Below are 6,380 nucleotides of genomic sequence, written 5' to 3' on the forward strand. Positions count from 1 at the left end.
TTACACACGCTCCTTTATAACATTTTTTAAAAGCGTATGTAATAAACGAAATAGTATAAAAAGCGGTACGTATAATATAACTAAACTCACTGTAAATATTTCTAATTTGGAATTTTCTTTTACAAAAACAAACATGCCGTACGTATTAAATAGCCATTCAATAATATATAAATTTGATAACATAAATAAAATATTTGTTTTTGCATAATAGACTGTTGTTAACAAGACATTTCTTGAAATATGGTGCGTCAAAACATGTCTTAAACTCAGTCCTTTACTCTTTGCAAATATGCTATAATCTTTCTCTAATTCTTCTCTAAAACGTAATAATAGTAGCTTCATAAATAATAACGTTGTAGGTATAGCAAGACATATTATTGGTAACATACGAGCTCTATCCTCACCAAATCCCGCATGTTTCACTGGCATAAATCCTGTTTTTTGAAAGATAATTACTACTAGAAGTTGAGATAATAAAATTAATAAAATGTCCGGGATACTTTCAAGTGCGACGAAAACTCCATTCCATATACGTTGCTTTGATTGAGAGCGCTGCAATACCCACACAACGATAACATACGCAATGAGTAAAGAAAGTATAAATGCCGAAATAAATACAAACATTGTCTCTACATAATGAATCCATATTTGTGGAAATAACTTTCTTGAGTTCCGAAATCCATACGTAATTTCACCCGGTTTTAGTAACTTCTCCCCAAGAAACAGAACTGTGTCCCAAAAACCGATTAAATCAATTTGCAGTCCTTTAAATAAACGCGGAAGTGCCCCTAAAAAAAGGATACAAATAAGTGCCGCAAATAATTGTAAACATGTAACTCCACACCACTTACCAATTCGAGTGAACATAACTATTATCCTTTCTATTTAAATGAATATTTAGAAATAAAACCTATGTATAGTACCTATACCTTTTAACAAATTAACTCCTCTTTCTAAAAAACATAGCAATCCCCGTCATTTTTTGGAAGTTGTATTATATCTTTCGACTATTATCCAACATTTCCCTTCCTGATTCATTACAAGCTCAAAAAAGCCCTTGTTTTTAAAACAAGGACTCTTTTCTTAAACTATTTCGCTACTTCTTCTTTCGGCATTACCATACCTTTATACAATTGAACAGTTATCCAGTAATAGATAAAATAAATGACTAAGAATATTCCTATCGGCACCCACACTTTTACAAACGGGTCAACTAAAATAAAACTGAATAAGTTAAGCCCTACTAAAACATGGGAAATTCCAATGATTGCTGGGAAGATAAATAAATATGAAATTTCTTTATAAATACTTTTTGTCAGCATACTACGTCTAACACCTATTTTTCGTAACATTTCATAACGCCGTACATCACGAGAAGCACCCGTTAATATTTTGAACATAAGCGAACTTGCCATCATTGCTAGAAAGGCAATTCCGAGGAAAAACCCCATAAACATTGTCCCACTCATGAAACTATTCATAAACTGATAAATTGTCATTTTCGTAAATAAGTCTACTTTTGCACCTGTTGTTTTTTCAATTTGTTCTTTTTGTCTCTTGTCTATTTCGATCAATAATGGTTTATATTTTTTCATATCATCTACTTTTGCTAATGTTACAGTGTGTTCTGTTCCTTGAATTCCTTTATAATGCTCTTCATCAGCAATTCTTACAGGCTTTCCGTTAAATTGATTATGTGTAATTTGTATTTCTCTTACAACCGCATCTTCCCAATCTTTTGGCATACGAGGAAGCTTATTCGCTTCCGGAGCTTCCAAAGCAGAATATACAGGTTCTGTTAAAGGTTCAGCCACACGTTTACGAGCAGGCTCTTTTAAAGTCTTTGTATCAAAATGATCAGAAACAAGCGGCGGTTTCGCAGTTAAATCGTCACGTAAGTAATAAACCGCTTCTCCATCTACTTTATACTTATACTTGCTTTCTTCAACTATTTCCATTTCCTTTAATGCTGCTGTATCTTGATCATTTGGATCATGAATTACGACATCATATACACGTGAGAAATCTGTCATAATGCCTACATTTTTTTGAAATGCCATACCTGCTGTCATTGCCCCTGCACCTAATGCAATTAACATCGCTACAGTTCCTAATACTCTCGATAAACTATTTACTCGAAAGCGTAACTGTGCATATGTAAAACTATTTAAGCCCATTTCATTTCGTTTTTTATTCCCCTTAATTTTCATCACAAAAAATGGGAGCAAAGAACTAAAAATAAAGTACGTTCCAAGTGTTGTAACAATCGTCGCTATTATAAAACCGATTTCAGCATATTTTTTTATATTTACCATAAAATAATACCCTGTACTTACTAGTAATATACCAAGTACTGTCATTATAATAATGCGAGTTTTACTTTTCTTCACTTCATCTAGTGTTTCATCTTCACGAATTAACTCTAGCTCTGTTTTACGTAACAATCGAATGCTATTCATTAAACCCGTAATGAAAAATAGTATTAAGAAGAAAATAGATGTAACTAAAATAGCTGGTGTGTATACAGATGAGTAACTACCTTTCGCTGAAATCTCCATGCCATTCATTAAAAAGTTTCCTGCTACACTTGCAAGTAACATTCCTACTAAAATACCGATAATAATACTGACAATACCCATACCGAATGTTTCAATAAATAATAACTGTGCTACTTTTTTCTTTTTCGCTCCAAGCATCATATACATACCGAGTTCTTTTCTTCTTAATGTAAGTAAAAAAGAATTGGCATATATAATATAAAATACAGTTATGAAAGAAAGTAATATTGCACCTACCCAGAAGACGAGTCTAATACTACTAATGAGACTATTATCTTTTGTAAATTCACTGTTCATCGCCATCGTTTGGAACATATAGAAAATACTAATACTAATAACGAGACCAATAAGTAAAACCATATAATCCTTTAACATTTTTTTCATACTATGACGTGATAATTTGAATAACATAGTTTCGCCCCCTACTTAGACTCAGCAGCTGAGCCCATATGAGCGAGCACACCTAAAATGTCTTGATAGAAATTCTCTCGAGTGCCTTGACGATTTAATTCTTTATAAAGAAGACCATCTTGAATGAATAAAATACGCTCACAGTAACTTGCACTAAACGCATCATGTGTAACCATCAAAATACTTACATTGTGATTTTCATGTAAATCTTGCATTGCTTCTAATAAACTTTTTGCATTTTTACTATCAAGTGCTCCTGTTGGTTCATCTGCTAATACGATTGCCGGATTATGTACTAAAGCTCGTGCTGCCGCTGTTCTTTGTTTTTGCCCACCAGAAACAGCAGTCGGATATTTTGTTAAAATTTCAGTAATTCCTAATTTCTTCGCAACCTCATTTACTTTTCCTGTAATCTCACTTGACGGTACACCTTGCAAAGAAAGAGGCAAAGCAATATTTTCATAAATTGATAAGTTTTCTAGTAAGTTAAAATCTTGAAAAATGAATCCTAATTTTTGAGAACGAAAATCTGATAATGCATTCCCCTTCATAGAAGTAATATTTGTACCAGCTATCGTCACACTACCACCTGTCGCTTGATCCAGTGTACTAATCACATTAAGTAAAGTCGTTTTTCCAGATCCAGAAGGACCCATGATCCCGACGAATTCCCCTTCCTTAATATGTAATGATACGCCTCTTAATGCTTTTGACTGATTTTCATTTCTTTTCCCATACGTTTTTTCTACACTCTCTACAGTAACTACATTTGTTGACATTTCTTTCACTCCATCCCTTTTGTATAGTATTTTTTTCATATAATTCTTATTTTTCACTCAAGTAAAATCTTACTATTTTTTAGCTTTTCAAACAGAAAGAGATGCACAAGTAACGTGAACCTTTTTCCTCCTTCATATTCTCACTTTTCTAAAACTCGTTCATTCGATTTCTCTTACATTTACCTTACATTTTTGTAAGGTAAAAAAGAAAACACACCAATTTCTAATGGTGTGTTTTCTTTACAATCAATATTTTCTATTCTTTATTTCCTCTTCCATACTTGCCGCAAATACATCTAGCGCAACAACTTCTGACTTCTCTTCTCCATATTTACGTACATTTACAGATCCGTTTTCCATTTCCTTATCCCCAATAACAAGAACATAAGGAATTTTTTGCATTTGTGCTTCTCTTATTTTATATCCTAACTTTTCATCTCGCATATCTCGTTCAATACGAACTCCAGCTTGTGCTAATTTATCTGCAACCTCATTTGCATATTGTACATGAACTGCATTTGAAACTGGAATTACTTTCACTTGAACTGGTGCTACCCATGCCGGGAACGCGCCTCCAAAGTGTTCAATTAATATTGCTAAAAAGCGGTCTAACGAACCTAAAACTGCTCGGTGAATAACAACTGGTCTTTTCTTTTCATTCTTCTCATCTATATAATTTAAATCGAATTTCTCTGGCATTTGGAAATCAAGCTGAATTGTTCCGCACTGGTGACTTCTATTTAAGGCATCTTTAATATGGAAATCAATCTTCGGTCCATAAAATGCGCCGTCACCTTCATTTAGTCTATATTTATAATTCAATGACTGTAATACATTTTCTAATGCGGCTTCTGCTTGCTCCCACAATTTATCGTCACCCATTGAATCTTCTGGACGAGTAGACAGCTCCACTTCATATTCGAATCCAAAAGTTTTATATACGTAATCAATTTGCCCCATTACGGATTTAATTTCATCCTCAATTTGTTCTGGTGTTACAAATAAATGAGCATCATCTTGGCAGAAAGTACGTACTCTTAATAATCCGTTTAACGCTCCACTAAATTCATGGCGATGCACTTGACCGAACTCACACATGCGAATTGGTAATTCACGATAAGAATGCAATTTATTTTTGAACATAAGCATGTGTCCTGGACAGTTCATTGGCTTTAATGCAAAACTTTTGTTGTCTACTTCTGAGAAATACATATTATCTTTATAATGGCCCCAGTGCCCTGATCTCTCCCATACTTCTTGGTTCATCATAAACGGAGTGCGTACTTCTTGATAATTGTATTCTTTTTGAATTTCTCTTAAAAATGCTTCTAATTCATTCCGAATAATTTGGCCTTTCGGTAAATAAAATGGCATTCCCGGAGCCTCTTCAGAAAACATAAATAACTCAAGTTCATTACCTAACTTACGGTGGTTTCTTTTTGCTGCTTCTTCAACAAAATGTAAATACTCTTCTAATTCTTTTTGAGAAAAGAATGCAACACCATATATACGCTGAAGCACTTGGTTATTACTATCACCTCGCCAATATGCACCGGAAACGTGAGTTAATTGAAATGCTTTCAAATAACCTGTAGATGGTACATGTGGCCCCCTACATAAATCTACAAATTCACCTTGTTTATATAGTGTTACACTTTCCCCACTAGGAATTGCTTCTAAAAGTTCTAATTTCAAGCGATCGTTCATTTCTTGAAACAGTTTAGCTGCTTCTTCTCGAGAAACCTCAACTCGTTCTATACTTATATTTTCTTTTATAATATTTCTCATTTCTTTCTCGATTTTTGGTAAATCTTCTACGTTTACACTACTTGGAAGATCCATATCATAATAAAATCCATTTTCAATAACAGGCCCTACCCCAAGATTTATATCACCATACAATCTTTTTACAGCTTGCGCTAAAATATGTGCCACGGAGTGTCTTGCAATTTCTACACCTTCATTTGAATCTATAGTAATGATTTCTACTTCCGCATTTTCTTCAATATTTCGGCGTAAATCATATAACTGATCATTTACTTTCCCCGCGACTGCTTTCTTTTTCAAGCTACTACTAATTGATCCAGCAATTTCTTCTAAAGTAATTCCTTTTACAAATTCTTTAACACTACCATCTGGAAATTTAATTTCAATCATCTGTTCTTTCATTTTTCATCCCTCCATTTCATAATAAAAAGCACACTCATCCCTAAAATAGGGACGAGCGTGCTTTTACCCGTGGTTCCACCCAGATTCCCATTGTAAACGTACAATGGCTTCTTTTACGGTAACGTCGTTTACACGGCACTAGATACTTCATTTCCCCAGTGCAGCTCTAAGGTGGTAAGTTATTTTTCTGCGTTAGGAAGTTCTCAGCTTTCCTTCCTTCTCTGTATAACCGGGTAAAATAACTCGTGTCCTTTTCTTCGCTTATTATGAAATTGAATGCAAAAAAGCATATTCATCCCTAAAATAGGGACGAATATGCTTATATCCGTGGTTCCACCCAGATTCCCATCACAATATGCAATGGCTTCTTTTGCGATAACGTCGCATACACGGCACTAGATACTTCATTTCCCCAGTGCAGCTCTAAGGTGGTAAGTTATTTTTCTGCGTTAGGAAGTTCTCA

General features: G+C 34.0%; 4 protein-coding genes and 1 other annotated feature. All 4 genes read right to left on the minus strand.

Annotated elements, in window-relative coordinates; genetic code table 11:
- The 4 genes from JDS95_RS24690 to thrS all read right to left on the minus strand — a co-directional run bounded on the left by JDS95_RS24690 (nt 1) and on the right by thrS (nt 5,917).
- Nucleotides 1-867 carry an ABC transporter permease subunit gene (locus JDS95_RS24690; RefSeq protein WP_000495108.1) on the minus strand — a complete coding sequence of 289 codons (867 nt, stop codon included), beginning with the start codon at nt 865-867 and terminating at the stop codon, nt 1-3.
- A gap of 221 nt (nt 868-1,088) precedes the next feature.
- Nucleotides 1,089-2,969 (minus strand): FtsX-like permease family protein, encoded by a 1,881-nt coding sequence (locus tag JDS95_RS24695; protein WP_199690845.1) that lies wholly within the window; start codon nt 2,967-2,969, stop codon nt 1,089-1,091.
- 11 nt (nt 2,970-2,980) lie between these two features.
- Nucleotides 2,981-3,748, minus strand: a complete 768-nt coding sequence (locus JDS95_RS24700; RefSeq protein WP_000106414.1) for an ABC transporter ATP-binding protein — start codon at nt 3,746-3,748, stop codon at nt 2,981-2,983.
- A gap of 246 nt (nt 3,749-3,994) precedes the next feature.
- Nucleotides 3,995-5,917: a threonine--tRNA ligase gene (gene thrS / locus JDS95_RS24705; RefSeq protein WP_199690846.1), complete on the minus strand. Its 1,923-nt coding sequence runs from the start codon at nt 5,915-5,917 to the stop codon at nt 3,995-3,997.
- Between the two features lie 44 nt (nt 5,918-5,961).
- Nucleotides 5,962-6,184 (minus strand) — a binding site (T-box leader).
- Nucleotides 6,185-6,380 lie beyond the last annotated feature (196 nt).

This window comes from Bacillus cereus group sp. N24, assembly GCF_016483345.1.
Classification (GTDB): Bacteria; Bacillota; Bacilli; order Bacillales; family Bacillaceae_G; genus Bacillus_A; species Bacillus_A toyonensis.